At 46.5% G+C, this 26,378-nt stretch carries 24 protein-coding genes; 13 read left to right on the top strand and 11 right to left on the bottom strand.

The window, feature by feature from the left end; all coding sequences use genetic code 11:
* Positions 1-12 precede the first annotated feature (12 nt).
* Positions 13-3,588 carry an indolepyruvate ferredoxin oxidoreductase family protein gene (locus tag ACO0K2_RS05890; protein WP_423016739.1) on the bottom strand — a complete coding sequence of 1,192 codons (3,576 nt, stop codon included), beginning with the start codon at positions 3,586-3,588 and terminating at the stop codon, positions 13-15.
* 1,636 nt (positions 3,589-5,224) lie between these two features.
* Here ACO0K2_RS05890 and ACO0K2_RS05895 point away from each other — a divergent pair.
* Together ACO0K2_RS05895 and ACO0K2_RS05900 are read left to right on the top strand one after the other, a co-directional pair.
* Positions 5,225-5,977, top strand: coding sequence for an AzlC family ABC transporter permease (locus ACO0K2_RS05895; RefSeq protein WP_423016741.1), 753 nt, complete (start codon positions 5,225-5,227; stop codon positions 5,975-5,977).
* The gene (locus ACO0K2_RS05900; RefSeq protein ID WP_423016743.1) at positions 5,974-6,297 is read left to right on the top strand and encodes an AzlD domain-containing protein; all 324 of its coding nucleotides are present in this window, start codon (positions 5,974-5,976) and stop codon (positions 6,295-6,297) included. The genes ACO0K2_RS05895 and ACO0K2_RS05900 overlap by 4 nt, the downstream gene beginning before the upstream one ends.
* Before the next feature lie 45 nt (positions 6,298-6,342).
* Here ACO0K2_RS05900 and ACO0K2_RS05905 read toward each other — a convergent pair whose 3' ends face one another.
* The 3 genes from ACO0K2_RS05905 to ACO0K2_RS05915 form a co-directional block, all read right to left on the bottom strand.
* Positions 6,343-7,161 carry an SDR family oxidoreductase gene (locus tag ACO0K2_RS05905; RefSeq protein ID WP_423016745.1) on the bottom strand — a complete coding sequence of 273 codons (819 nt, stop codon included), beginning with the start codon at positions 7,159-7,161 and terminating at the stop codon, positions 6,343-6,345.
* Positions 7,158-7,913: a class II aldolase/adducin family protein gene (locus ACO0K2_RS05910; protein WP_423016747.1), complete on the bottom strand. Its 756-nt coding sequence runs from the start codon at positions 7,911-7,913 to the stop codon at positions 7,158-7,160. The genes ACO0K2_RS05905 and ACO0K2_RS05910 overlap by 4 nt, the downstream gene beginning before the upstream one ends.
* Positions 7,914-8,074: 161 nt before the next feature.
* On the bottom strand, positions 8,075-8,659 hold the full coding sequence (locus tag ACO0K2_RS05915) for an HD domain-containing protein (protein ID WP_423016749.1): 585 nt from the start codon (positions 8,657-8,659) through the stop codon (positions 8,075-8,077).
* Between the two features lie 216 nt (positions 8,660-8,875).
* Between ACO0K2_RS05915 and ACO0K2_RS05920 the strand changes: the two genes are divergently transcribed.
* The 3 genes from ACO0K2_RS05920 to ACO0K2_RS05930 all read left to right on the top strand — a co-directional run bounded on the left by ACO0K2_RS05920 (position 8,876) and on the right by ACO0K2_RS05930 (position 11,565).
* A complete protein-coding gene (locus ACO0K2_RS05920) occupies positions 8,876-9,601 on the top strand; it encodes a Crp/Fnr family transcriptional regulator (protein ID WP_423016751.1) in 726 nt (241 codons plus the stop codon).
* Between the two features lie 199 nt (positions 9,602-9,800).
* A complete protein-coding gene (locus ACO0K2_RS05925) occupies positions 9,801-10,625 on the top strand; it encodes a substrate-binding periplasmic protein (protein ID WP_423016753.1) in 825 nt (274 codons plus the stop codon).
* Between the two features lie 106 nt (positions 10,626-10,731).
* The gene (locus ACO0K2_RS05930) at positions 10,732-11,565 is read left to right on the top strand and encodes a substrate-binding periplasmic protein (protein ID WP_423016755.1); all 834 of its coding nucleotides are present in this window, start codon (positions 10,732-10,734) and stop codon (positions 11,563-11,565) included.
* Between the two features lie 18 nt (positions 11,566-11,583).
* Here the strand turns inward: ACO0K2_RS05930 and ACO0K2_RS05935 are convergent, their stop codons facing one another.
* Positions 11,584-12,042 carry an Lrp/AsnC family transcriptional regulator gene (locus ACO0K2_RS05935; RefSeq protein ID WP_423016757.1) on the bottom strand — a complete coding sequence of 153 codons (459 nt, stop codon included), beginning with the start codon at positions 12,040-12,042 and terminating at the stop codon, positions 11,584-11,586.
* Positions 12,043-12,202: 160 nt separating this feature from the next.
* Here ACO0K2_RS05935 and glmS point away from each other — a divergent pair, with 160 nt between their 5' ends.
* Both glmS and ACO0K2_RS05945 read left to right on the top strand, forming a co-directional pair.
* A complete protein-coding gene (gene glmS, locus ACO0K2_RS05940; protein ID WP_423016759.1) occupies positions 12,203-14,020 on the top strand; it encodes a glutamine--fructose-6-phosphate transaminase (isomerizing) in 1,818 nt (605 codons plus the stop codon).
* Between the two features lie 82 nt (positions 14,021-14,102).
* Entirely contained in the window at positions 14,103-14,300 is a 198-nt protein-coding gene (locus ACO0K2_RS05945) for a hypothetical protein (RefSeq protein ID WP_423016761.1), read from the top strand.
* Positions 14,301-14,569: 269 nt separating this feature from the next.
* Here ACO0K2_RS05945 and ACO0K2_RS05950 read toward each other — a convergent pair whose 3' ends face one another.
* From ACO0K2_RS05950 to ACO0K2_RS05965, 4 genes are all read right to left on the bottom strand, one after another.
* Positions 14,570-14,932 (bottom strand): hypothetical protein, encoded by a 363-nt coding sequence (locus ACO0K2_RS05950; RefSeq protein WP_423016763.1) that lies wholly within the window; start codon positions 14,930-14,932, stop codon positions 14,570-14,572.
* Positions 14,933-15,027: 95 nt separating this feature from the next.
* Positions 15,028-15,426, bottom strand: coding sequence for a roadblock/LC7 domain-containing protein (locus ACO0K2_RS05955; protein ID WP_423016765.1), 399 nt, complete (start codon positions 15,424-15,426; stop codon positions 15,028-15,030).
* Entirely contained in the window at positions 15,416-15,961 is a 546-nt protein-coding gene (locus tag ACO0K2_RS05960) for a GTP-binding protein (protein WP_423016767.1), read from the bottom strand. The genes ACO0K2_RS05955 and ACO0K2_RS05960 overlap by 11 nt, the downstream gene beginning before the upstream one ends.
* Entirely contained in the window at positions 15,961-16,632 is a 672-nt protein-coding gene (locus tag ACO0K2_RS05965) for a hypothetical protein (RefSeq protein WP_423016769.1), read from the bottom strand. The genes ACO0K2_RS05960 and ACO0K2_RS05965 overlap by 1 nt, the downstream gene beginning before the upstream one ends.
* Positions 16,633-17,012: 380 nt before the next feature.
* On the opposite strand from ACO0K2_RS05965, the gene ACO0K2_RS05970 reads away from it, so the two are divergent.
* Positions 17,013-17,381, top strand: coding sequence for a hypothetical protein (locus tag ACO0K2_RS05970; RefSeq protein WP_423016771.1), 369 nt, complete (start codon positions 17,013-17,015; stop codon positions 17,379-17,381).
* Between the two features lie 76 nt (positions 17,382-17,457).
* On the opposite strand, the gene ACO0K2_RS05975 is transcribed toward ACO0K2_RS05970, so the two are convergent.
* A complete protein-coding gene (locus tag ACO0K2_RS05975; RefSeq protein ID WP_423016773.1) occupies positions 17,458-17,970 on the bottom strand; it encodes a hypothetical protein in 513 nt (170 codons plus the stop codon).
* A 566-nt stretch (positions 17,971-18,536) separates the two neighbouring features.
* Here ACO0K2_RS05975 and ACO0K2_RS05980 point away from each other — a divergent pair.
* Positions 18,537-19,211, top strand: a complete 675-nt coding sequence (locus ACO0K2_RS05980) for a response regulator transcription factor (protein ID WP_423016775.1) — start codon at positions 18,537-18,539, stop codon at positions 19,209-19,211.
* Between the two features lie 196 nt (positions 19,212-19,407).
* Here the strand turns inward: ACO0K2_RS05980 and ACO0K2_RS05985 are convergent, their stop codons facing one another.
* Complete coding sequence (locus ACO0K2_RS05985) at positions 19,408-21,309, bottom strand: M66 family metalloprotease (protein ID WP_423016777.1); 1,902 nt, start codon at positions 21,307-21,309, stop codon at positions 19,408-19,410.
* Between the two features lie 465 nt (positions 21,310-21,774).
* Between ACO0K2_RS05985 and ACO0K2_RS05990 the strand changes: the two genes are divergently transcribed.
* From ACO0K2_RS05990 to ACO0K2_RS06005, 4 genes are all read left to right on the top strand, one after another.
* The gene (locus ACO0K2_RS05990; RefSeq protein WP_423016779.1) at positions 21,775-22,152 is read left to right on the top strand and encodes a bleomycin resistance protein; all 378 of its coding nucleotides are present in this window, start codon (positions 21,775-21,777) and stop codon (positions 22,150-22,152) included.
* 335 nt (positions 22,153-22,487) lie between these two features.
* Entirely contained in the window at positions 22,488-23,186 is a 699-nt protein-coding gene (locus ACO0K2_RS05995) for a substrate-binding periplasmic protein (RefSeq protein WP_423016781.1), read from the top strand.
* Between the two features lie 104 nt (positions 23,187-23,290).
* The gene (locus ACO0K2_RS06000; protein ID WP_423016783.1) at positions 23,291-25,672 is read left to right on the top strand and encodes an ATP-binding protein; all 2,382 of its coding nucleotides are present in this window, start codon (positions 23,291-23,293) and stop codon (positions 25,670-25,672) included.
* Between the two features lie 61 nt (positions 25,673-25,733).
* Entirely contained in the window at positions 25,734-26,357 is a 624-nt protein-coding gene (locus ACO0K2_RS06005; RefSeq protein ID WP_423016785.1) for a response regulator transcription factor, read from the top strand.
* Positions 26,358-26,378 lie beyond the last annotated feature (21 nt).

Below are 26,378 nucleotides of genomic sequence, written 5' to 3' on the forward strand. Positions count from 1 at the left end.
GATCCTTCTGCGTTATGCTGCGGCGCGCTTGGTTGGCTGTGCTAACAGGCTGGCTTTTTCAAGCTGGTAAGCCTGCATGGCTTTTTCTTTGACATGGCCAAATCCACGCACTTTTTCGGGCAAATTCGCAACAGCAATCGCGGTGTCGAGACTGTCTGCTGTTAAATTTGACAACAATTGTTCAATCGTTGTGCGGTAATCAGCAATCATGGCACGTTCTGCTTGACGCTCTTGTGTATAGCCAAACACGTCGAACTTCGTGCCACGTAAGCCTTTTAATTTTGCCAGCAACCCAAAGGCATGCCACATCCAAGAGCCATATTGCGCTTTGATGAGATGGCCTTGCGCGTCTTTCTTGGAGAACAGCGGCGGCGCGATATTGAATTTGAGACTGAAGTCGCCTTCAAACTGTTGTTTCAGTTTGTCAGTGAACTGACCGTCGGTGTAGAGACGGGCAACTTCGTATTCATCCTTGTACGCCATCAATTTGAAGTAGTACTTCGCTACAGCCGTCGTCAACTTGTTACCCAGACCCAGCGCATTCTCGGTACTGCGAACACGATTGACCAGCGCCGTGTATTGCGCAGCGTAGTCAGCATCTTGATAGGCCGTCAGATAATCAACGCGGCGCTTGATGACGGTATCAAGATTTTGTGGCATCTGCACGATCACCGTCTGTGTTGGCAGGGCAATTTTTTCGACACGTTGCAGATCGACTGCGGCACGACGGCCCCATAAGAACGCCTTTTTATTCGCGTCGACGGCAACACCATTGAGCTCAATGGCACGTAATAAAGCCGCTTCAGACAGAGGGATCGCACCTTTTTGGAACGCAAAGCCGAGCATGAACAGATTGGTCGCAATGGAGTCACCCATCAATGCCGTAGCTAATTTCGTGGCGTTGATAAAGTCTGCTTTACCACCAACAGATTCCGAAATTAACTGCTCGGTGGATGCTAATGGGAACTGCCAATCTGGATTTTTTGCGAAGGGTCCAGTCGGTTGTTCATTGGTATTGATGACGGCACGAGTGCGACCGGCACGCATTTTGGAAATAGCATCGTGTGCACCGGCAGTCAGAATGTCGCAACCCAACACCAGATCGGCTTCGCCAGTGGCGATCCGTTGTGCACGCAGTTTGTTGCGGTCGTTCACAATACGAATATGGGAAGTGACAGAACCATTCTTTTGCGACATCCCTGTCATGTCCAATACCGACGCGCCTTTGCCTTCTAAATGCGCCGCCATCCCCAGCAAAGCGCCGACGGTAATGACGCCTGTGCCGCCAATGCCGTTAATGAGGATATTGTAGGAGGTAGCGCAGGTTGGTACGACTGGTGCAGGCAATGCGCCGAAGTCGTCTGTTTTTGCAGTGCCGGTTTTTGACTTGCGCAACTTGCCGCCTTCAACGGTGACAAAACTGGGGCAGAAACCCTTCACGCAAGAGTAATCTTTATTGCAGGACGATTGGTCAATCGTGCGCTTACGGCCAAATTCTGTTTCTAATGGCATGATGGAAGTGCAGTTCGATTGCACGCCACAATCACCACATCCCTCGCAGACGGCTTCGTTAATAAACAAACGCTGGTTGGGGTCAGGGAATTCGCCTTTTTTACGACGGCGACGTTTTTCTGCTGCGCAGGTTTGGTCGTAAATCAAGACGCTGCAACCAGGTAATTCACGCAGTTCACGCTGTACCGCATCCATGTCTTTGCGGTCATGCACGGTCACAGAGGCTGGCAGTTGTGAGCGGTCGGTATAACGAGACAAATCTTCCGTCACCAGCGCGATACGCTTCACACCTTCCGCCGCCATTTGCTGCGCCATCATCGGTACACTGATTGTGCCATCAACAGGCTGACCACCCGTCATGGCGACCGCGTCGTTATAGAGAATCTTATAGGTGATATTGACCTTCGCAGCGACTGCCGCGCGGATGGCTAGATATCCAGAGTGGAAATACGTACCATCACCCAGATTTTGAAACACGTGCGGCAATGTCGAAAAGGCTGCTTGACCAATCCACGGCGCGCCTTCACCACCCATGTGAGTCGTCAGTTTGTTGAACTCGGGATAAATGGCCGTCGCCATCACGTGGCAGCCAATCCCCGCCAGTGCCAGACTTCCTTCGGGTACTTTGGTCGAGGTGTTGTGTGGACAGCCAGAGCAATAATAAGCAGGACGCGCTGGCGTATTGACTTGTTTCGTCAACACCACATCTTTGGCTTCTAAAAACGCGAGGCGTGCTTTGATTAAGTCGCTCGTATGGAAACGCGCAATCCGAGAAGAAATCACACGTGCAATCTGCGCTACCGAGAAGTCTGCCTTCGATGTTAACAACCATTCGCCGCGAGGATGGACCCATTCACCTTTTTCATCGAACTTACCAATGACCCGTGGACGTACATCGTCACGCCAGTTATATAACTGCTCTTTGAGTTGGTATTCTACCATCTGGCGTTTTTCTTCAATGACCAGAATTTCATCCAGACCCTGCGCAAATTCACGCACACCATCTGGTTCCAGCGGCCATGGCATAGAAACTTTAAATAAACGAATACCAATGTCAGCGGCAAATTGCTCGTCGATACCGAGTTCTTCAAGCGCTTCAAGGACATCCAGGTAGGATTTACCAGACGCGACAATCCCTAACTTCGCATGCGGACTATCGATCGTGACGTGATTGAGTTTGTTTGCACGGGCATAGGCGAGGGCGGCATAGATTTTGTAATCCTGCATCAATGCTTCTTGCTTGCGCGCTTGGATGCCGAGCGTGTCTAAGGACAAGCGGGTATTGAGCCCACCTTCTGGCATTACAAAGTCTTCAGGGATGGTAATTTTCAGACGGAACGGATCGGCATCCACAGATGAGGTTGATTCCACCGTGTCCGCCAATGCCTTAAAGCCAACAGCGCAGCCGGAAAAACGCGACATCGCCCACGCATGTAAGCCCAGATCCAGATATTCCTGCACATTGGCTGGATAGAGCATCGGGATCATGCATGCGGAAAAAATATGGTCCGATTGATGCGGCAAGGTAGAAGAATATGCACCATGATCATCGCCAGCAACCAACAACACGCCGCCGTGTTTGGACGTGCCGGCATGGTTCATGTGCTTGAACACGTCTGCACTACGGTCTACGCCAGGGCCTTTACCGTACCACATTGCATAGACACCGTCGTATTTCGCGGGGCCTATCAGATCGACAGTTTGCGTACCCCAGACGGCTGTCGCCGCTAAGTCCTCGTTGACGCCAGGAACAAATTGGACATGATTCTGTTCAAGTAATTTTTTGGTTTTCCACAATGTCTCATCGAGACCTCCCAGTGGTGAACCGCGATAGCCGGAAATAAAACCAGCCGTATTCAGACCCGCAGCGAGATCACGTTGTCGTTGTATCATCGGCAAGCGCACTAATGCCTGAATGCCGGATAAAAAGATCGTGCCTGTGTTCGATGTATATTTATCATCGAGGCTGACATCGTTGAGCTGTGGGGAGGTCGGTTGTGCGCTTGTTGTAATGCCTTGCGCAGGCGAAGACGTGGACGTGAGTCCAGCAGACTCCAGTTGGGTGTCGGATGACATGTGTGGCTCCAAAATGGGTAATTTAGATCGCAAAGAACATGCGTTGCATCCGGTAAGACACAAGTTTGCTCGTAACCTATAGCGAGGTATCGGGTATAGGCTCTCGTTGCGTTGGCTGAGATAGCAGCCATTTTATTCGAATTCGGCACAAAACTCGATAGGAAGACGTTCGCTGACTGCATATCGCCCCTCATCATGCCGCGCTTACCCAAATAAGCCCACCACGCTTCGTGTCGATCATGCAATAAAAACATCGCTACCTGTTCTCGCCGAATCAAAGAGATATCAAAAGAAGCTTTCCGAAATATCGCTGCAGCGCTTCTTTGACTTCCTTTGAAATCTGCTGTGATCACAGTGTAGGGGAGTCTACGCGTTTGGGAAAATACAGAATAAAAATAGGGGTATCAGGAAAAGTGATGGCTCGGTTTTTTGGTGTCATTTGTTGCGAGGGGAAGATGAAGTGTTGCACTTGCATAAGCTTGATCTTGGTCGGTGTTTCAACTCCCTGTCGTTATATACCCCGTCGCTGCCGCGTAGGCATGATCCTCATCTGCGCATCAATTCGCTCGTCGCTCCCGCGTAGGCATGATCTTCATCTGTACATCAACTCGCTCGTCGCTCCCGCGAAGGCGGGAGTCCAGTGGCGCGTTAGCGCCTAGTGTATGGCTGCGTCTCGATTGTGACCAGAAAGCGCTTGCGCGCACTGGATCCCCCGCGTGCGCGGAGGATGACGAGTTTGGGGGGGGGCGGCGGAAGGATGGAAAATTTTTGGAGGTGGTAATTACAAGGATGACGAATTGGGGGAATCGGCAGGATGGAAAATTTTTGGGGAAACATGAGGATAACGATGCGAGAAATGAAAATGAACGATAACTCCTCATCCCGACTACCACACTCGTCACCTCCAACCCCGTTGCTTCCGTGAAGGCATGATTCTCATCTGTGCATCAATTCCTCCGTCGCTCCCGCGTAGGCGGGAGCCCAGTGGCGCGGTAGCGCCTAGTGTGTGGCTGCGTCTCGACTGCGACCAGAAAGCGCTTGCGCGCACTGGATCCCCCGCCTGCGCGGAGGATGACGAATTGGGGGGCAACGGCAGGATGAAAAATTTTGGAGGTGGTAATCACAAGGATGACGAATTGGGGGAATCGGCAGGATGGAAAATTTTTGCGGAAACATGAGGATAACGATGCGAGAAATGAAAATGAACGATAACACCTCATCCCTACCACCACACTCGCCACCTCCCACCCCGTCACTCCCGCGAAGTCATGATCCTCATCTGTGCATCAATTCGCTCGTCGCTCCCGCGTAGGCGGGAGTCCAGTGGCGCGTTAGCGCCTAGTGTATGGCTGCGTCTCGACTGCGACCAGAAAGCGCTTGCGCGCACTGGATCCCCCGCGTGCGCGGAGGATGACGAATTGGGGGGCAACGGCAGGATGAAAAATTTTGGAGGTGGTAATCACAAGTATGACGAATTAGGGGGCAACGGCAGGATGGAAAATTTTTTGGAGGTGGGAATTACAAGGACGACGGGCTTGGGATAATCGCAAGGATGCCATTTTGCGAGCAGCGCTTTGCTTTGATATATCAAACACGCCATCCATCGCCATGTATACTTTCATGCAAAGGAGATTTCATGACGAATAACAACGAGGCGCCGCTCTCTTCTCGGGCGCTTAAATTGTCTAATCTGGTTAATGGTGCGAGAGACACGATTCCGATGTTGGTGGGGGCCGCACCATTTGGGATGATTTTTGGTACGCTGGTCTCTGCCAGTACGATGATGCCGTGGCATGGGCAATTAATGTCTTTGTCTGTGTATGCCGGTTCCAGCCAGTTTATTGCTACCGGCTTGGTGGCGAGCCATACAGGCATGTTGGTGATTTGGCTGACGACATTCATCGTGAATTTGCGGCATATGCTGTACGCCGCCACGCTCTTGCCGCATGTCGCACATCTGTCCTTACGTTGGCGCTGGTTGCTTGGATTCTTGTTAACCGACGAGACCTTTGCTGTCGTTGCAGGTCATCACCAACAGGCCCTGAGTGCGCATCAGCGTCGCTACGCGCATTGGTACTTTTTAGGATCGGGGCTGGCGATGTATAGCAACTGGCAACTATGGACGCTGGTCGGCTTACTGTTTGGTACCTTGTTCCCAGGGTTGCAGAATATGGGGCTCGATTTTGCGATGGTTGCCACCTTTATTGCGATTATCGTGCCCCAGATGAATAAAATGCCTTACTTCGCTGCAGCCATTGCGGCTGGCAGCTTTGCCTTCTTATTGCGGGAATTACCTTATAAACTTGGCTTGATGACGGCGGTATTTGTCGGCGTTGCCGTGGGAATGGCATTGACCCATCAGATGCGTAATAAAAAGGAGGCGGTATGAATTACACCGTGTTGATTCTTGGCATGGCGGTGATTACCGTGCTCATTAAAGCGATCTTTTTTATTTTGGGCGACCGTATCCAATTTCCAGGTTGGTTGAACCAAGCGTTGAGTTTTGTGCCGGTGACGGTATTAACAGCGATTATTACACCGATGATTTTGGCACCGCATGGTGGACAGATGGAGTTAAATTGGCGCAATCCCCAGTTGTTAGCATCACTGGTGGCGGTTGTCGTTTGTTTGGTCGGCAGGCGACAGTTGTTGACTATCGCTGCCGGATTGACGAGTTTTTTTCTGATTCAGTGGTTGTTCACTGTCTGATATCGAAAGAAGTGCGCTCGCTGCATGAGTATCTGTATGGGTATCTTATTGCGGACGCACTTCTTTCTTTAACGCAGACATTGCCATTTTCTCGACCAAGCCAGGCATGAGTAACTTGAGCAAGCGGGCAATTTTGCCTTTGCCTGTCATGACGACCTCGCGCTTATTGTTTTCCATTCCCTCGATAATCAGACGAGCGCATTCAGCGACCGACATCGCGTTGTCCTCTTTGAGTCCGCTATGACCCGCGGCATCGCCGGCAGCGTTGTAGCCGTTATAGCGAATGCGTGTTGCCACGACGCCCGGATAAGCCAGTGTTACATGCACACCGGTATCGCTGATCTCGCTGCGCAAACTTTCAAAAAAACCGTTCATGGCAAACTTGCTGGCGCTGTAGGCGGTGCGTCCCGGTACACCGATGAGCCCTGCCAGGGAAGACACGGCCACAATGTTGCCGCGTGTTTCTTTGAGGTAAGGTAAGGCCGCGTGGGTGCACCAGACACTGCCCCAGAAATTAATCCGCATCAACTCTTGGTACCAGCCAAGGTTCTCGACGTCACTGAATAAGGCTTGCGCTGATTTGCCAGCGTTATTGATGAGGCAGTCGATACTGCCAAATGCCTCGATGGTGGCGCGAATGAGCCGACGGCAGTCGGGTTCAGACCCGACATCCGTTCTGACGACGAGGCAAACGGTACCAAAGAGTTTGCAGTCGGCGGCGACGTCATGGAGTGCTTCTTCATTGCGTGCTGCAAGAACTAATCCCAGGTCGCCTTTATATTTACACGCAAGTTGGCGCGCCATTTCAGCGCCGATACCATCAGAGGCACCGGTAATGATTATGACGCGATGACGTTTCTTCATGATGCGTAGCTTTCATCAATACGGTTCAGTTTACGAATAAGCGAAGGCCAGACAAATGCACCACCAAGACCACCGGTTTGTACACGCATCGCCTCAGCAACACCTTTGACAATGTGCGGATTAATCTGCGTCAGTTCGCCGCCAGCTTGTGCTGCCAATTGAATTTGACAAGTCGATTCGAAGGTATACATCGACAAAAATGCATCAGCAACCGATTTACCCGCTGTCAACAATCCATGATTACGCAACACTAAAAAATTAGCGCGACCCATGTCTGCTTGCAAACGTGGCTTTTCATCTTCACGAAAAGCCACGCCTTCGTAGTCATGATACGCGAGAGATGCCAATACAAATGTAGATTGTTGTGAAATTGGCAAAATGCCGCATTGTTGAGCACTCACAGCAACACCTGCCCGTGTATGCGTGTGCAGTACACACTGCACATCTTCGCGTGCGGCATGCACCGCGCTGTGGATGACGAAACCGGCAGGGTTAACAGGAAACGGAGAATCGATGACCTTGTTACATTGTTGATCCACTTTAATCAACGACGACGCAGTAATTTCGTCGAACATCAATCCATACGGATTAATCAAAAAATGATGTTCAGGTCCAGGAATACGCGCACTGATGTGAGTAAAGACCAAGTCGCTCCAGCCATACAGCGCGACCAAGCGGTAGCACGCTGCAAGATCTACGCGGAGTTGCCATTCTTCGGGGCTGACTTGATCTTTAAGTGAAGGTATTTGCATGATTCCTGTCTCCATTCATTGTTATCGTTGATGATGCTGTGTTGGTTTTGATCACTCCATGGTTTGCGTGTCAGGATGATGTGATCGAGGCAAATTTTTGTGCCAAGGAAACACATCGCCTGCACCAAACCGCTGCCGAGAGCGCTTCTCTGCTGTTGGTGTTACGCCTTCTCGCTTAACGCTGCTTTGTAAATCGAATTTTTGGGGCGGGCAAATAAGCGTTGGAGCATTGGCTCAAATTCGCTCATTGGAAACGTCTCGGCGTGCTTGTCAAAAGATGGGTTGTCATACAGCGCGCAGAATTCCGCCGTTTTGTCGAAATAAGGATGTCCACGAAATTGCTCGCGCATATCTCTGTCCATGCCGATGTGATGAAAAAAATAGTGACCTTGAAAGATGCCATGGTGTTGCACCATCCACAGATTGTCTTCACTCACGAATGGCTTGAGTATCGCTGCAGCAATATCAGGATGGTTATAGCTACCCAGCGTATCACCAATATCGTGCAAGAGTGCACAGCAAACATACTCTTCATCTCTACCGTCACGTAGCGCGCGGGTTGCTGTTTGCAGGGAATGCGCATAGCGATCGATTGGAAACCCGCCGTAGTCACCCTCAAGCAACTGTAAGTGTCGGATAATGCGTTCTGGCAATTGCTGGGCAAATTGGACGAACTCTCCGCCGATGACTTGCCAGTCTTCTTTTTTGCTGTCTTCCATACGGACGAAATCGGTACGATGATGCATTTGTCTCACTCCTGTTAGTAGCACTGACACAAACTCTTCCTACACGGATTGGCGTTCTTTGATGCACACGCCTGGCAAACATCGCCGCGGTGAGTCGGGATGAATCTGTACAATGTTGGTTGATAATGACACCACCATACAGCGATTCATTTCCTTGAACTGTCAAATATTCTACAATTGATCTAAAGAATATTTCCTAAAATGAATGGTAACAAAATGTCATTCAACGTGTTACCAGATGAAACTGATAGCGACGCCCCGTTATCCCCTCTATCCCTTTTATTAGCGGATAGCTGGTTTTCTGCATTGCCTTCTACTGTCCGTCATGTGTTACTGGATACCGCGACCCGCGTTCGTCTTGCTGCAGGGGAAATGTTGTTTCGGCGTGGTGATGCGCCAAGTGGGTTTTATGCCTTGCTAAAGGGCAAAATTAAAATGTCGACCTTAAATGAAGACGGAAGGGAAGGCATATTAACGATTCTTGAGCCGGGCACTTGGTTCGGAGAAATTTCCCTCATTGACGGTCAGCCGCGGACACATGATGCGACGGCTGTCGATCCAGTTGAAGTGCTACTCGTTACGCCGCCTTGCTTTTCGGTCCTCATGCAAGACCCCGTCTTTGCGAATGCGATTGCTCGCATGTTGGCGTACAGAATCAGGCTGCTTTATGGTGTTGTAGAAGATGTGCATTTACGGTCGCCCAGAGAACGGGTGGCACGTCGTTTGTTATTGCTTTCGGGGAGCAATACCATGCAAGAATCAGCGCCCCATCAATCTATTCCAGTATCTCAAGAGTCCTTGGCGATGATGTTGGGCATGAGTCGCCAAACTTTATCGAAAGAATTAAAGTTTTTGGCCGCGCAAAAGGCGATTGCACTGAAATACCGGTCTATTCATATTCTATCGTTGACGATCTTGTCTTCTTTTTCTGGGCAACGGTAAAATATGATCGCCGTTTTGTTTGAGCGCTAGCGCCAAGGAGCGCGTGTTGTTGCGTTGCCTCCGGGATACTTAGTAATCAAACGAGTCGTCGATGTATCTGCAGGGAAAAATGTTGCGTTTTATCCATGAATTCTTTTTGTAAAAAGAACATTTATGTTCTATGCTGAAAGTTTGACTGATACAGATATTGGAATACTAAATGGCTCAAATAATGACTCGTTATTGTTGCTATTTTCTAATTTTTACGCTGTGCCATTGCATCATGTCGGCGGTACACGCTAAGTGCAGCCGAAAAATAAACGTTGCTTTCTCTCCTACAGGCCTGACAGCCATCCCCTCTGAGACAGGTATCTCCGGTATTTATCCTAGTTTATTGGCTTCTGCTTCAGGAAAAGAAGGCTGTTCATTCGAGTTTTCTGTGGTTCCTCGTACCCGCCAGGAACTCATGTTCCAAAACGGTCAGACGGATTTATTGCTCCCCGCGATCAGAACGGTGCGGCGCGATGCGTTTGGGACGTTTATTCCTTTGTTGTACACCCGCGCAGTGCTAGTATCGATGCGCGCTGACTTGCCTCCGGTCGCCTCCATCCAAGAACTGATCGACAGAAAAACAGCCAAAGTGGTCGTCGTTCGTGGGTACGATTACGGTGATGTCTACATCAACGCATTACAAGAACTTGCAAAGCAAGACAGGTTAATTTACGAAGCAGACCCCGGGTCCGTCGCGCGAATGCTCAAGGCAGGTGCTGCCGACTACACCATCATTGCGCCTTATATTTTGATCGGTGAAGTACAGATGGATTCGCGTATCCGTGATATCGAAGATAAATTGCGCTATGAAATGCTGCCTGAAATGCCTTGGCTCGATAGCGGTGTTTATTTATCTGCAAAAACACTGACAGAACAAGACAAACAAAGCCTAAAAACACTCTTCGCTGGATTATTAAAATCTGGTGCTGTGTGGAAATATTTTCAGTTCTATTATCAATCAGAGGCATTCAGCCTTGGTTCTCGTCCGCGATAGCTGAATCGCTTTTTTACGCGACATTGTTGCTGTCGCGCCCTCCTTTTGTTTTAAAAGCGTGTGCATCAGGTAGACTACACCTGTTGCGCACCTTTTTCATTTCAGTATGTTGCCTTTTCAATTACCCAGACATCTTCAAGGATTGCTGGTTTCGTTTGCTCTCTGTTCGGTATGTGTTTCTCTACCAGCACTGGCACGTTGCACGCGGCCATTGAATGTACCGGTAGCGGCAACGGGATTGAGCATCATTGATCAGGGTGACATCATCAGTGGCATCTATCCGGAAATTCTGCGTACGATTGCCGCCAAAGAAGGGTGTACCTTCACAATCACGATAGTTCCCCGCGCGCGCCTTGAAGTGATGTTTGAAAGTGGCAAAGCTGATCTCATGATCCCTGCGACCCGTACGCCGCATCGGGATCTTTATGGCTTGTTCGTTCCATTGGTTCGCAATCGTGCGATGCTGATGTCGATACAAACATCACTGCCGCCAGTGAAAACAATGCAAGATCTGCTCGCGCAATCAAAAACGAAAGTCGCAGTTGTTCGGGGATTTGATTACGGCGAGCGTTATCAAGAACTGCTCGTAGAATTACAAAAGCAAGGTCGACTATTGGTGGATACCGATCCATTATCAGTCGCACGATTATTAAAACTCGGCAGTGCCGACTACGTTTTAATGGCACCGACGATCTTGGCAGGAACGTCGCAAACAGATCCGCGCGTTGATGACATCGTCGACCACCTGCGCTATGAGGCCCTCGCCGAGTTACCTTGGGGCGAGAGTGGCGTCTACTTCTCCAAAAAATCTCTTAGTCTAGAAGACCTGAATACCTTGCAAGAGATGTTTGATCGCGTCGCACGCAATGGTGTCGTGTGGAAAGGCTTTCAACGGTATTACCGTGCTGAATTCCTGCGCGAAGGAATTCGCCCACTCTGAAACAGGCTTGACCTAGGATCAGAGCATGATCTGCGTTTCGAATTTACTCCGATGGATGGAGAAAAAACTTCGTACGTTCCGGATGTTGCTTTGCGTGGCAAATAAGCGATGGGCAAGCGCGTGGTAGGCGGGCATATCTGCCACCTGAATGATCAACACAAAATCGGGCCCTGGTGAAACGCGATAACATTGCTGAACCGAAATCTCTTCAGCGACTAACGCCTCAAATGCCTGCATGTGCTCAGTGGTCTGCACATCCAATGTAATTTCAACGATCGCCGTCAGGCTCGGTCCGAGCTTTTCTGGTGCCAACAAGGCAACTTGGCGCGCAATGACCCCTTCATCGACCAAGCGTTTCACCCGCCGCAAGCAGGTGGGCGGTGACGCATGCACCCGCGCGGCTAATTCGTGATTAGTGAGTGCGGAGTTTTGTTGTATTTGCAACAAAATACGCTTATCTAATTCATCAAGTACCATGGTTTTTGATAGAAAATTTCAAAAGTGACTCTCATATGAAATATAACATTCACTTTTTTGTATGTCGATGCTTTATTTCAAAAGTTGCTTAATTTTGAAATAAAACCTCATTCAATCTCGATTAGCATGATGCCATATTCTTTTTCTTTGTGAGGTCATTATGTGCGGTATCGTCGCGGCAGTTGCTCAGCGTAACATTACTCCTATTCTGCTTGAAGGTTTAAAGCGACTTGAATACCGTGGCTATGACTCGTGCGGTGTTGCTCTGCATGTGAATGGTGAGTTACAACGTTCTCGCAGTACATCACGCGTTGCAGAATTGCAGGCACAAATTGAACAAACCGGCTTGGCTGGCTTCACTGGCATCGCGCACACCCGCTGGGCAACACACGGCGTGCCATCGTCTGCCAATGCCCACCCCCATTTCTCACGCGATCGTATCGCACTGGTACATAACGGCATTATTGAAAACCATGAAGAGTTACGCGCAGAGCTGACCGCATTGGGCTATGTCTTTGAAAGCCAGACCGATACCGAAGTCATCGCCCACTTGGTCGATCACATGTACCAAGGTGATTTGTTTGAAACCGTTAAACTTGCAGTGAAACGTCTCACCGGCGCCTACGCCATTGCCGTATTTTGTCGCGATGAACCACACCGCGTTGTCGGTGCGCGCCACGGCTCGCCATTGATCGTCGGTATCGGCAAAGGAGAAAACTTCCTTGCCTCTGATGCCATGGCACTGGCAGGTGTGACTGACCAAATCACGTATTTGGAAGAGGGCGATGTCGTTGACCTGCAATTGCAACGCGTATGGATTGCCGACGTCAATGGCAAATCGGTTGAACGCGAAGTCCGTACAGTGCACGCCCACAGCGGCGCAGCAGAGTTGGGCCCGTACCGCCACTACATGCAAAAAGAAATTTTTGAGCAACCACGTGCCATCAGCGATACCTTAGAAGGCATCACTGGCATCATGCCAGAATTGTTTGGTGATAACGCGTACGGTATTTTCAAACAAGTGGACTCTGTTCTGATCCTTGCTTGCGGCACGAGCTACTACGCTGGCCTCACTGCAAAATACTGGCTCGAATCCATTGCAAAAATTCCAGTCAATGTCGAGATCGCGAGTGAATACCGCTACCGTGACAGCGTACCTAACCCGAATAGCCTCGTCGTTACGATTTCGCAAAGTGGCGAAACCGCAGATACCCTCGCTGCGTTAAAACATGCCCGCAGCCTTGGCATGCATCACACCCTGACCATTTGCAACGTCTCAACAAGTGCCATGGTCCGTGAATGTGCTTTGTCCTATATCACCCGCGCTGGTGTGGAAGTCGGCGTTGCCTCGACCAAAGCATTCACCACCCAATTAGCCGCGCTGTTCTTACTTACTTTGACCCTGGCACAAAGCAAAGGTCGTTTGACAGAGGAAGAAGAAGCCACCCACATCAAGTCCATGCGCCATTTGCCAGTGGCCATCAGCGCCGTGCTGGCGCTGGAACCACAAATCATCGCATGGGCAGATGAATTCGCGAACAAAGAAAACGCCTTGTTTTTGGGCCGCGGCCTGCACTATCCAATCGCATTGGAAGGCGCGTTAAAACTCAAAGAAATTTCTTACATCCATGCCGAAGCCTATCCAGCGGGCGAATTGAAACACGGTCCGTTAGCCTTGGTCACGAAAGAAATGCCTGTTGTGACCGTCGCTCCTAACGACGCCTTGATTGAAAAACTCAAATCCAACATGCAAGAAGTTCGCGCCCGTGGCGGTGAGTTATTTGTCTTCGCCGATGCCGATTCCCACATCACCTCAAGCGAAGGCGTACACGTCATCCGCCTGCCAGAACACTACGGCCAACTCTCCGCGATCTTGCACGTCATCACCCTGCAACTCCTGGCGTACCACACTGCGCTAGCGCGCGGTACAGATGTGGATAAGCCACGGAATTTGGCGAAGAGTGTGACAGTGGAGTGATGGTAGGGCGCGGGGGATTGGTGGCTGATTTTTCTTTATAAATGGAAGTCATCACCCGCGCAGGCGGGTGATCCAGTGGTGCGTGAGCACCTTTAGCGGTGAATCATCTCGAACCTTATTTCAAGCCAAAAGCGCTGACGCGCACTGGATTCCCGCGTTCGCGGGAATGACGGGTATTGGCTGTAATCAAAGTCTGGAAGTCAAAACGACGCAGCCATTTCCACCGTCATCACCCGCGCAGGCGGGTGATCCAGTGGTGCGTGAGCACCTTCAGCGGTGAATCATCGTGGATCTTATTTCAAGCTAAAAGCGCAGACGCGCACTGGATTCCCCCGTGCGCGGGAATGACGGGTATTGGCTCTAATCCAAAGTCTGGAAGTTAAAAATAACGCAGCAATCCGCAGCGTCATTATCCGCGTAGGCGGGGTCTGTAAGTCAAAACAACACAGCCATTCGCATCGTCATCACCCGCGCAGGCGGGTGATCCAGTGGTGCGTGAACACCTTCAGCGTTTTATCATCATGGACCTTATTTCAAGACAAGAGAGAGTTATACGGTGAGTAAGGCTTCAATATCTGAAATTTTACGACGAGCAAGTGCCAAATTAGATTTAGCCTTATCCAATACCACGTACAGGAATAAGCCTTCGTGTTTTGCTAACGGACGTATGATGTGATAGTGCTTACCTAAGGTAATCAGAATATCTTCAATGACATCATTTAATCCCAAGCCTCGCATTGTCTTGAGTTTTGCTCTCACAACTTCAGTATTTCCAGCAGCCGCAATCTCAAGGTCGATACCGGATCCAGCTTGCCCTAAAATCATGCCACTTGTTGAATCCACCAGCGCTGAACACATCGCACCGTCGAGACTACTAATGATTTCTTGTACGGATTGGGTAATACTCGCCATTCTATTTTCCCCTCAATGGACGCCTGGGATATGCACTGATAGCGCGGCGTCTTAAACGCTATGAGTGATGTGATCCTAAGTAGCCAAACGGACATTCATTCCATCACTTGGAGCGTACGCACAGCTTGTTTTGCGAAATACAGTATTTGACCAATCACGGCATCTGTTCCGGCAATCACGCTCATGATGAAAGTGTCCTGTCCTCGTTTGAACTGAAGAATAATAAGCATTCCCGACGCCGCCTCGATAATGATGTTTCTGCATTCACCCAAGTTGCTCTCTTCTCCAGCGAGAACACCTAAAGCAGATAAGGAGCTTGCCATCGCAGAAAGGCGCGTTACCTGTGCGTTGTTGTCAACACGAGAGACCAGCTCGAATCCATCTTCAGTGGAGATGACCACTGCCCTAACGCTACTACCTTCGTTCATGACGAGTTCTATGGCGGCTTCAGCGCGACTCAATACATGCTGGGGTAGATATTTTTTATCTGGCATATGAATAACACTCCTGTGTTGCTTCTAACTGAATCATTAATAGTTCTAACAACTCGACAACTTGCATGGTTTCTCGTACATCCGTCGGAATGACGGGGCATAGCACACCTTTGGATTCGAGATGTGCCGCGAACTGGGCAATATCTGGCGTTGGATGCGTATCCATTCTGCCAACAGCAATGACACATGCCGAATCACTAATGAGTCGCTTAAATCCATCGAGGTAGATATCCAAATCTGCCAAAGGGTCGTTCGACGAGTTATCGATCAAAATAATTAAACCAAGAGCCCCACGCGACAGAATCTCCCACATGAAATTAAATCGCTGTTGTCCCGGCGTACCATAAAGTCTTAATTTATCGCCGTTATCTAGTGTCAGCTCACCGTAATCCAAGCCGACCGTCGTCGACTCTTTCCCAACGGCAGCGTCCGTATTTTTTACTTCCGTCATTAACGTCGCGACCTGACTTACCTGACTGATTGCGGTCGTTTTGCCTGCGCCGGTGGTACCGCTAAATAAGATTTTGTGCTCCATTATTGATGCGTACTCATTGCCGAGAATCGTGCGAGGTTGTTACGTATCAGAGAAAGGACTGTGGAACGGTGTGCCTTCTTTTCAATATCAATATGGATTTGTGGAGCCGCTCTTTGCGGACTGTGATGCGTGCGTGGTGCAACCAACAAACCATGCTTCAGTAATTCTTCTAAAAAGAGACGACATTGATTTAATGCGAGTCCGGTATGTTTATGTAATTCATTCACGGACAGAGGACGCTTAGTCATCAGCGTACTTAAGCGGATCCAATCCGCCGTCTGCAGCATGGTGCTTGGCGGCCAACGGAGCAAGCGGTAAGGCTCATTGGGATCGATAACGATGGATGGCTTTGCATTGACTTTCGGAGAAATGAGACGACCAATGTGGTTCAGTTTGGCTTCAATTTCGTTTGAATTCAGAGGTAATTGTAGAAATTGATCACCTATTTCGTGTGTGGTCAGAAATAGCGCGTGGCTTGCGTTTTTTTGATGTTCTCTGACGATGTCTCTCGATACCGCTGTGCCATAAATGACGACATGCGCGTCAGTTTGTTGATGACGCCATTGATGCTCAAGACGAAAATCCAGCACGCGTACATACGATGTAAAAAGCGCAATCTCGCGCGAATTAACTCTATCTAAATAAAAATTAAATGGTATTTTTAAAGACATGACTTAACCCTATTTTCCGTAATGAACCACCATGAATGAAGATACTTTTAGTCTTGAAAATATCTATTCATGAGGTGTTCTTTTTCATATCACCAAGATCGATGACGATGCTGTTAGTTCGGATTATAGAGAGTCGATAAAAGTTAGCTATTGCACTTTGGTGCATTGAAGAATGTGATGGCAATATTGATATTTAAAAATAGAAATAAGTTTTTCATCACGACACGTTCGAAAAAAAATGACCTCACATGTAGAGATCATCATCAACAGTGCACCAAAGGACACTATACTTTGAGCGCCGTCTCGCTACACTTTCATCAACGACGATGCCGTCGGAGACTCTCTAGAAATGTCACCAATGAAGGGGCGAGACGAAAAGTATGCTAGTAGTTAACATCATCTCAGAAGATAAAATCGAAGTTGAAAATCTGAAGTCTATCCTGCGTTCCCGGGCTATTGCAGTAAGATCATTTCGTCGTTTAGAAGAATTGACTCCCCCGCATTTGGGGTCGACAGAGTGTGTCTTGATGGCGTTGGATGAGACAATCTTGGGCGGCGATCATTTTTTTGAAAAACTACAAAAATTAAATAACCGACTGCCTATTATTATGATGGTGGACATTGCCTTATTTCGTCATTTACCAAAGCATTATTTTGGAAATGGTATCTCTTTTATTCATCGTCCAGTGAAAAGCATTGAATTGTTTTCGTTGCTCGATATTTTCAAACGATCTTATTATTTCGATTGAAAATATCGTTAGCAACTTTTTACTCTATCACACGGATATCGTGTCATTATTCAACGTCTCTTGATGAAAATAGCGGTTAGATTGAAAAGAATTTTTTCTTTATCCGCTTTTTGACTTCATCGTTAATTTCTTGCGTTAGCAACAAACTGATCGCGCCAGTTTGATAGAGAAGCGATGTCGTCCCGTTCACTACGCCCAAAGCACGATCACGAGAAATTTTTCCTGCATTGGCGGCGTCGACAACATCATCAATTGTTTTTGACAATATCTCATTCATCGCATTTCCAACTTCAGGAAATCGCCCTACCTCTTTCCACTTCACGACCTCATAGGGGAGAGTGATGTAGTGATTTAATAAGCTTGATATCCGCGCCGAGGTCATACTCGTTCCGTGTAAATGCTGAGAAATTTCTGACGCTAATGCCTCTGTTGAATGAATCCGATTACTCTCGTTGCCCGTAAAGCAAATGGCAATATCATGCTTCTGCATAAAAGTAATGAACGTTTCGATGATATGAACGAACTGAATATCATCTTTTTTTTGTGCAGGAAAATGGATGAGCTCCGCTGCATCAATTTGATTGTTCATTATCGTGTCTCCAAATGAATCGTGGAACTCTAGCATAAAATTTTCATGCGCCACCGTAGTATTTTCCTGAAGAAAACATGAGTATGAAAAATGATCAATTATGTTAAAAATGAATACTTCATTTCATTTTTTTCTGTCACTAAACTGAAATATAGATGGATAAATTTCTCTGTAAGTTATGGACATTTAGACGAAATTTAAAATTGAGATGAATAAATAAAAATTCAAATATGGAATTTAATTATTTTATTTTTAAGTCCCTAATAAAAAATAAAAGATTGAAAACGATTGTTAATCTATTTCTTTTGTCTGATCGGTCTGCATGTAATTTGATGCTTTATTACCATGGGGATCAGGTGAAATTATTGAGCATCGCTATCCGGTGTTGTCTGATTTTCTAATTTATTTTTTCTGCACCAAAGTGCAATTTACATTGAATCTCAGCTATCTATAATCAAGTTCAATATTGTGAATTTACGTGAATGGAAACGTATTTTTTATAATAAAAAATGGTCACGTACAGCTTTTAAAATTATTTTTTGGCGAATGTTGTTACGAACTACGAGTTGAAAAATAGCTTTGTCTGCATCATTACTCATTCATTGATCACCTGGCCAAAAATGCAAAGAGAATCATATCCACTTGTTTATGTTGTTGATGATGATGCCTTGATTCGTTCTACCTTATGCGGAATTTTGAATACGCGTTATTTTCGGGTTTTGACATTTGAATCTGGCGTTCAGTTTTTAGAAGCAGAGTTAAAAGATGAGGCTTGTTGTATTTTGTTGGATATGACGATGCCCGGCTTAAGTGGATTAGATGTACTCAAGAAGTTAAAGGAGCGTCAATGTTCAATACCAGTCATTTTCCTGACAGGCGTGAATGATATTGCATTAAGCGTTCTGGCGATAAAAGCAGGGGCTGAAGATTTTTTAAGTAAGCCAATTCAAAAAGAGCGACTACTGGCATCGATCAATAAGGCGCATGAACAGTCACTTGAAAGCAAAAGTTCAAGAACCTTTTTGGAGGACTTGCGTCGGAGTTATGCTGGCTTGTCGGATACTGAATTACAAATATTCAATAGTGTGATCCGAGGGCGTCTAAACAAACAAATTGCTTATGATCTGGGCTACGCAGAGCGAACAATAAAGGCGTATCGAAGCAGCATTATGGAAAAGATGAAAGTCGACACCTTGGCAGATCTCGTCTTATGCGCAATTCAACTTGGTGTTCTTGAATAAGTACTGCAATAGTCACATCACCTAATACGATTGCTCACAGTTATTGGTATTTGCGGCTGACCATCATTTTTTCAAACGCATTCAACCGTGTTTCATTACGCTCTTCTTTCACATATGTGCTCCCAAAGATCACGTTTATTTTACGTCGTCTTTGGGGAGCAATATGTTGAGGGAAAGCGTATGTGATTGTTGAAGATTAAAACGATTGAGACATCAACACATTAGCTGTCTTGATTTGTGCTGGTGTCATTGTCCAAATCGTCGATGTATCAAGTAACTCCAGTTTCGCCACTTTAGCATTTGATGGGGTGGGGATATTGATTGCCCATAAATGAAAACTTTTTGCATTCGTTGGATCGGTCACTCCCGCATCAAATGTTGTTGGATACGAGTATTGGCGAAAACCTCCCTTTAATAATCGGTACGATTGGGTACCATCAGTGAAAGTCGCTCTTAAGGTATAGTCACATCCAGACTGATGGCAGTACCACATGTACTCAGCATTATTACCATTCAGTGTGTACGGATAAATTTTCGCTAACTGTGTGACATCGGTCGGATCGATGGTTTCAATAGAACTATCTGTTGCAAGAATAGGCGGATAAAAACGGGACACGTTAGGCGTTCCCGCATGACTGAATGTTAAAACGATTTTGGCAACAGGTATGTTTCTTAATACCGGAACATTTCCCTTAATCTGATCAACGCCATAATTGCTCGTGACCGGGGTATAGGCTTTCCAGCTTGAACTAGCACTGTCCCATTTGGAAAAATTGGTTGGGGAGGCGCTATCCAACTTGATTTGTCCAGTAATCCACCTCTGAATACGGGCAATATTGTAATCAGAAAAGAGGGAAAAACCATTATAGGAGGGATCGCTTCCATCATCAGCGTGGTCCATCGGATCTAAACGGTAGCATTTTCCATTGGCATCTAATTGATAGTTGCTTTGTTTCGTACACGATAGATAAATGGGCGATGTTTTGGGTATCAATGGATTACGCAACTCGTTTGTTGCACTGTTATAGCCCCACGCTGATCCATCTAAAGATCCTTGTATGTATGGGTAACGCTTGCCAGTAGGATCGTTGTACTCTGGACGAGAGTGCCCTAAACTCATGGCATGCCCTGTTTCATGTAACAAGAAGCCATAGCTATTCCCTCCAGTTGCCACCCCAGCGCCTACGACGCTCACACCGTTTCCAATCCATGCCAATTTATTCGATCCAGATTTCGTATTGTCAACCGCAATGACAGATGAAAACGTCACGCGGTTCATACTCATATCGCCGCTCGCTTGGTGCACCTGATAGGTCAGATCATTGATTGCATCAACAAATAAGCCCGTATCTTTGATATCGCTCATTGATGTAGCGAGAAATGCTGGTGCACCGTTTTGTGGTGGCATGACAAAATAGGGCGACACAAATTGTCCTGCAGGATGGTTGACTACGGTCACGTTGCCTGGCCAGCCAGCACTGATTTGTTGCTTCATCTGATCAGTCATACGCATTGTTCGTTCACTGTTTAAATCAAGGCCCGTATTTGCGTTGGTAGCGCCAAATAGCACGAATGGCAAGATTTGCATGGTCAGATCAATGTTTGCACCTACCGCGACATTGGTTGGTGTTGTGCGGCTATAGTTGTCACTAGAAAAGTTGACCGACATCCCAGCAGTAACCAGTACAGACGGAATGGTGGCCGACCAAATATTCGTCCCGTACGCCGCTTCTCCTCCCTCGGTTGGGGGAAGCTTATTGGGTGGATTGAGTGGAATAGTTTGTATCAGCGTTTGATTATTCCAAATTTCTAACACCGGATTTTTCACATCCGTTTGTGATATTTGGACAAGCGCTAAGGCACTACGTTGACCCGCTAATGTCAACGGTGCACTTCCTATCGTCGTCGGCCATGAAAGACCATTCGGAGGCAGGACGTGGGTCTGGGCAAATTCCACTTTTGCGATCGATATGCCAGGAAGCTGTGGTGGCGATGTCGTATTGTTATTATTAGGCGTACCAGCATTCGAATTGGTTGCCGCCCCTGCTTGCACTCCGCCCGATCCGCCGCCACAACCAGACAATAAAAATGATGCCATCACCAAACCTGGAATCAGCCTCATCGAGGTGCTTTTTAATACTGATTTTCTGTTTCTCATACTTTCCATCAAAGCCTCCGTCACTGAACCACATATCAATGCGAACGAAGATAACGAATCTCGACGGATAAAAGTATTGTACTTTGGTGCATCATGATGATTGGGGAGCACGCTCAAGGTCTGTTTTGTTTACATATTGAAAAGTGATAAATACAATGGTATTGGGTAGTAAGGACGTCTGGATCTGATCTTGCCGAAAAAGGAGAGATGCCGCAGCTTCAACGGAGTCGTATTAAAAAGCTTTCTGCGTCGTCACATCGACTCACTCGAATATCTCCAAATCACGATCATGATGGCTGGGTTGGTCTTCATGGGAATAGGGATACGGCATCTCTATCGTCGTTGAAGGCACACAGGTGGTTTGATGAGTGGTGTTAGTCGTAGGCATCGGAGAAGGGACCAAAGATGAACGAAAATCATGATTTTGCGATTCCAACTTTACCTTGTCGCTCCATCACTGAGACGATCAAATTTTATCGACAGTTAGGTTTCGAAGGTGGTGCACATGCCTTCAATAGCGATTACGCGGTTCTTCACCGTGGCAGTATTAAGCTTCATTTCTTCACCCACAAAGAACTTATTCCAGCCGTTTCTTCGGCTGGTTGCTATATTCGTGTTCAGGATGTCGATCGAATCTATCAGGTATGTGCGGTGAATTATTTACCCGTCTCAGGAATCCCCAGAATGGATCGCTTGGAAGATAAACCGTGGGGACTCAGAGAATTTGCGATTGTTGATTTGGATGGGAATTTAATTCGGATTGGTCAGATCATTCAACGCTAGCACATTACTTTTCGTATCGTCTACTTGATGTATTTGAACGCTATGTCGTTAACGATATGGGTCGATCAGACCTTACTTGCCTGTGATTGAAAACCACCCTTACTTAACGAGGGCGTTTGTCGCCATGTTGAAGGTCTCTGAAAAGAAGAGTGTCTAAAAATGGAAATTCAGATAAGATGAATCGTACAAATCATAGTGAATTCAATTCATGAGAGCTGCAAGAAAACCTCGTATGTCATATTGCTTATTTGATAACCAGCGATGAAACGTTTTTTGACTACTTTTATACACCAAGGCTCGCAAAGAAATTCAGCGTGAACAGAATGAGAAAAATCTTGCGATATTTGACATGCCTCATCGCTGTCACACCTGTCCTCTCAGTTGCAGAGACAATTACGTTTTATTCACCTGAAATTCCAGGCTTAATTAGTAAGAATGATAACGGAAAAGTTGTTAATAAAGCAGCAGTAGAGTTTGTTCATATTATTGCAAGTCGTTCTGGAATCACTGATAACTATCAGGTCGTCCCTTTCGTTCAAGCGTTCGAATCCGCCCAAAATATGAAAGCAACGTGTGCTTTAGGAATTGGACGGGATAAAAGCACTGAAGAAAAATTCAAATGGGTCGGACCAGTAGTGAGGCAAAAAATATTGCTGTACGCAAATAAAAGTGATCGCCGCGTTATTCATAATCTAGAGGATGCGCGAAAGATGACGATTGGCGTCAGAAAGAAAACGGTCGTCGCTTCGATGTTACGTGAAGCAGGATTTTTACTCGATGAATCCGACGATGAATTAATTAATCTGAAAAAACTCACCACACACAAAATTGATCTCTGGGCGGCAAATGCCATTCCTGCTTTGGCTGCGGTAAAAGAATTAGGTGTGTCTGAACCGCGGTTGATTACATCGCTTGGCGTAACCGATGGTTATGTTGCATGTAATCCTCAGGTCAGCGATGAGACGATTGAAAAACTGAATCTCGTGATTCGATCTATGGCAAAAACAGGGGAGTTATCGAAGTCAGGGTTATGAGATTCTTAGAACGATCCTGACATTATTTTTAGTCGCCTATTAACATTAGCGATATGCACTTATACATACCCCAAAAATGGCAGAAACTACGGCGCAATTTTTTTGTGCTGACGCTATTTCTCTGGGTGCTCATTTATTCAATCGTTCTCAGTGTTCAGGTATCCATCGAGCTAAAAAATCAAAAACAAATTTTTAACGATAGGGCTCGTTCTATCGCAGAATTATTACATCAACGATTTATTCAAAGTGAAACAGTATTGAATAGTCTAGAAACAATTATTCATATCTTTGATGTCATTCCTTATTATGGACCGGAACTTTACCCCAGTCCTACTCTGACGCAATTTCCAAAGAAAAGCTCAGTATTCAATAACGATCCGAGTTCTGAAATTGAGGCTCTCTTTAAATCGACTGAGGCCGGATTATCATCAATCGATGTAGGGATCATGCCAAAAATGAATGTCGAGTCGGGCGCTTTTGATACCGTCTTGTTCAATCGTTTGCGCGGTTACATCAAAGACATGATCGTGCAGCATCCTTATATTTCATTCGTTGCCATCGAGCCAAGAATTGAACAGGCAGAAGTGAAGCAATTTGAAGAGCATGCGCGGTCCATGCTGGCGACAAACTATAAAATAAAATCGAATGACATGGATCGTTCAGATAAAAAAGGTAGCGCTGCCAACAATGTGAAGCCAAGTGGATCACCGGTGAGAGTACCTCGGACGTTTTATTATCCTTTCACGTTTAAGGAGCCGATGGATCCTGGTGATTTACTTCAACTAGGAACGGATAAATACCAAGATGCTATCTGGCGCGAGGCCCTTAATCGGTCGGTTTATAGTCGAAAATATGCGATTGCACAGCAACCAAGTGACGCGAAAAATCATGATTTTTTACTTTTAAAAGCGATCTTCTCGACGGTGTCGCCGTCGACCGATCCGATTATTCGTTATACCCAAGCAGCGCATACCATTTCTATTTCAGTTAATCCCGACAAGCTTTTATCCGCTGATGAACTACCGCCCTCAAATATGAGTGTGAGTATCTATAGTGCCAACCCTTTGATCAAGGGCGATAAGACGAGATTGGTCATTTTTAATCCATTAGCAAGTTCAACTTCGTCTATCAAGTGGCAAGAGTTTTTCTTAAAACTTCATTTTTCACAAAACGAGGATCATGGAGGGACGCCTTATTCCATTGAAGCTAATCAGCAGATTGGCTGGGAAGTCTTTAATCGATCAACCACTTTGTTAGGTGCGATATTGAGTTTGAGTATTGCCTTATTAACTGCTGGATTAATTCGGGTATGGGGAGATAAAAGTGAATTGTCTCGCCAAACAAAAGAAATTATCTTTCAGGAAAAAGAGCGAGCTCTGGTCACATTGCACTCGATCAATGATGCTGTCATTACGATGGATTTGACGGGTAATATAGATTACGCCAATGCATCTGCATTAGAAATTTTGCGAACAGATCTTGATGCAATAAAAAACAGGCTCGCCCACAAAGTACTTAACTTTAGGTATGACTTAGCAAACACCTTAACGCTAGACCCGATTCAAACTTGTCTGGTAGAAAAACGCATTGTCGAACTTCCGGATAATACGATTTTTCAAATCCACTCAGAAGATCCAACTTTGATCGAAGGAAGCGTTTCACCATTGTGCGATTTGAAGCAATCAATTATCGGAGCGGTCATTGTCTTCAGAGATTTAGGTCCAGCCAGAAAAAAAGTATTAGCGGCTTTGGCTGCAAGCGAGAAGCGCCTGCGTCAGCATCAAACGGAATTAGCGCATGTCACCCGTTTAACAACCATGGGAGAAATGGTTTCCGGGATTGCACATGAGCTCAACCAACCTTTATCAGCGATCCTGAGTTATAACCAAGCATGCATTCATCTTTTGCACTCTCCCAATCCTAATATTGAAAAAATTATTCAGGCTATGCAGTCGGCTGCAACGCAATCTACACGCGCTGGAGACATTATTGCAAGGCTCAGGTCTTTTATAAAAAAAGAAAATTGCCTTCCAGAGCTAATTAATGTTAACCAACATATTGAAAATGTGCTGACGCTCATTGAGCATGATTTGAGAGATGCGGAAGTCACGTTGCAGGTTGATTTGGTTGATCAAATACCCCCCGTTTTAGCTGATGGAATTCAGATAGAACAAGTGATATTGAATCTTATCCGTAATGCAATCGATGCGATGTCAGACGTGAATGTCGCCGAGAAGACGATCCTAATTTCTACCAAGTATGAATCAAACTTTGTCTTTGTATCCGTGATAGATAAGGGTTGCGGCATATCTGAAGGAACGATGGATAATTTATTCCACCCTTTTTTTACAACAAAAAAAGATGGACTAGGGCTTGGTTTGGCGATTAGCACATCGATCATTGAATCCTTTGGTGGAAAGTTAATTGCGAAAAATAATACGTTTGGTGGTGCAGAATTTAGCTTTTATATGTCAAGTGTTGAATAAACCAATGCCACAATAGCGACGATTGTGAAAACGCAAAATGAACTAGATGCGAGAGATAGAGATGGTTGAACCTATTGTGTACTTAATTGACGACGATGTTGCTGTAAGAGACTCGCTGAGCCTATTGATAGGTTCAGTCGGACTTCATGTGCGAGCCTATGCAGATGTTAATCAATTTTTACTTGATTTCAAGCCTGACGCTGTCTGTTGCCTCATATTAGATATACGGATGCCAGGGATCAGTGGGCTTTCGTTTCAAGATTCGCTGAAAGAGCGTGGTGTCTCGATTCCGATTATTTTTATTACTGGACATGGCGATTTAGCTCAATGCACAAGGGCATTTAAGGCAGGAGCGATTGATTTTCTTTTGAAACCCGTGGCTGAGCAAGCCTTGATTGATTGTGTACAAAAATCGATCAACATTTCTCAAGAGACTTTTAATCAGCGTCGATTTGAGGAAGGTATCTTGAACAGGGTGAGTCGTTTAACAGAGCGAGAAAAATTAGTACTGGAATCATTGGTGGATGGATTACCCAATAAAGTAATCGCGGTCAATTTAGGGGTCAGCGTTCGTACGGTAGAGACCCATCGTGCAAATGCGATCGAAAAACTCGATGCAACATCCATCGCAGAATGCATCAAAATTCAGCTGGCATATCAAGACATTCTTTCAAAGAGTCATTAGATGCTTGAATGCCTCACATTT

Source organism: Undibacterium sp. MH2W (genome assembly GCF_049340215.1).
Taxonomy (GTDB): domain Bacteria; phylum Pseudomonadota; class Gammaproteobacteria; order Burkholderiales; family Burkholderiaceae_D; genus Undibacterium.

Bases quoted from the DNA above. Each gene is read 5' to 3' on its own strand.
- ACO0K2_RS06005 (WP_423016785.1), top strand. From the start codon at position 25,734: ATGGTTGAACCTATTGTGTACTTAATTGACGACGATGTTGCTGTAAGA.
- ACO0K2_RS05985 (WP_423016777.1), bottom strand. From the start codon at position 21,309: ATGGCATCATTTTTATTGTCTGGTTGTGGCGGCGGATCGGGCGGAGTG.
- ACO0K2_RS05905 (WP_423016745.1), bottom strand. From the start codon at position 7,161: ATGAAGAAACGTCATCGCGTCATAATCATTACCGGTGCCTCTGATGGT.
- ACO0K2_RS05955 (WP_423016765.1), bottom strand. From the start codon at position 15,426: ATGCCAGATAAAAAATATCTACCCCAGCATGTATTGAGTCGCGCTGAA.
- glmS (WP_423016759.1), top strand. From the start codon at position 12,203: ATGTGCGGTATCGTCGCGGCAGTTGCTCAGCGTAACATTACTCCTATT.
- ACO0K2_RS05930 (WP_423016755.1), top strand. From the start codon at position 10,732: ATGTTGCCTTTTCAATTACCCAGACATCTTCAAGGATTGCTGGTTTCG.
- ACO0K2_RS05965 (WP_423016769.1), bottom strand. From the start codon at position 16,632: ATGTCTTTAAAAATACCATTTAATTTTTATTTAGATAGAGTTAATTCG.
- ACO0K2_RS05950 (WP_423016763.1), bottom strand. From the start codon at position 14,932: ATGGCGAGTATTACCCAATCCGTACAAGAAATCATTAGTAGTCTCGAC.
- ACO0K2_RS05970 (WP_423016771.1), top strand. From the start codon at position 17,013: ATGCTAGTAGTTAACATCATCTCAGAAGATAAAATCGAAGTTGAAAAT.
- ACO0K2_RS05895 (WP_423016741.1), top strand. From the start codon at position 5,225: ATGACGAATAACAACGAGGCGCCGCTCTCTTCTCGGGCGCTTAAATTG.
- ACO0K2_RS05910 (WP_423016747.1), bottom strand. From the start codon at position 7,913: ATGCAAATACCTTCACTTAAAGATCAAGTCAGCCCCGAAGAATGGCAA.
- ACO0K2_RS05975 (WP_423016773.1), bottom strand. From the start codon at position 17,970: ATGAACAATCAAATTGATGCAGCGGAGCTCATCCATTTTCCTGCACAA.
- ACO0K2_RS05900 (WP_423016743.1), top strand. From the start codon at position 5,974: ATGAATTACACCGTGTTGATTCTTGGCATGGCGGTGATTACCGTGCTC.
- ACO0K2_RS05990 (WP_423016779.1), top strand. From the start codon at position 21,775: ATGAACGAAAATCATGATTTTGCGATTCCAACTTTACCTTGTCGCTCC.
- ACO0K2_RS05915 (WP_423016749.1), bottom strand. From the start codon at position 8,659: ATGCATCATCGTACCGATTTCGTCCGTATGGAAGACAGCAAAAAAGAA.
- ACO0K2_RS05925 (WP_423016753.1), top strand. From the start codon at position 9,801: ATGGCTCAAATAATGACTCGTTATTGTTGCTATTTTCTAATTTTTACG.
- ACO0K2_RS05890 (WP_423016739.1), bottom strand. From the start codon at position 3,588: ATGTCATCCGACACCCAACTGGAGTCTGCTGGACTCACGTCCACGTCT.
- ACO0K2_RS05935 (WP_423016757.1), bottom strand. From the start codon at position 12,042: ATGGTACTTGATGAATTAGATAAGCGTATTTTGTTGCAAATACAACAA.
- ACO0K2_RS05920 (WP_423016751.1), top strand. From the start codon at position 8,876: ATGTCATTCAACGTGTTACCAGATGAAACTGATAGCGACGCCCCGTTA.
- ACO0K2_RS05960 (WP_423016767.1), bottom strand. From the start codon at position 15,961: ATGGAGCACAAAATCTTATTTAGCGGTACCACCGGCGCAGGCAAAACG.